Origin of the sequence: Escherichia sp. AM3, from assembly GCF_032029835.1 — a bacterium.
GTDB classification, from domain to species: domain Bacteria; phylum Pseudomonadota; class Gammaproteobacteria; order Enterobacterales; family Enterobacteriaceae; genus Escherichia; species Escherichia coli.
Map to the genome: position 1 here is coordinate 1 of NZ_JAVUPQ010001038.1, position 263 is coordinate 263.

Genomic DNA, 263 nt, shown 5'->3' on the forward strand with positions numbered 1-263 from the left:
GAGTGGGTGAGTGCAATCATTTGCTCACTCTCTTCTTCAATATCGGACGTTTCCGGTATTAATAACGTCTGGCTTATTCGCTCGGCACGTTCACTGCCCGCGCGAATAGCGTTAATAACGCCTTCAAGCGGTTCCATATCCGAAAGCAGCGTGCTTTCCGGACGCATAAGAAGCTCTACTGCAAGTGGATAAAGGGGACGCGAGACAAGGAATATCCAGTGAATGTCCCGATACTGATTCATTAATCCATAATACTGCTCAAG

Annotated in this window: 1 pseudogene; it reads right to left on the reverse strand. The window is 47.5% G+C overall.

Annotated features, from left to right (window positions below):
• Positions 1-263 (reverse strand): annotated as a pseudogene (locus RTW80_RS29600) (DNA-binding response regulator); the annotation flags it as partial.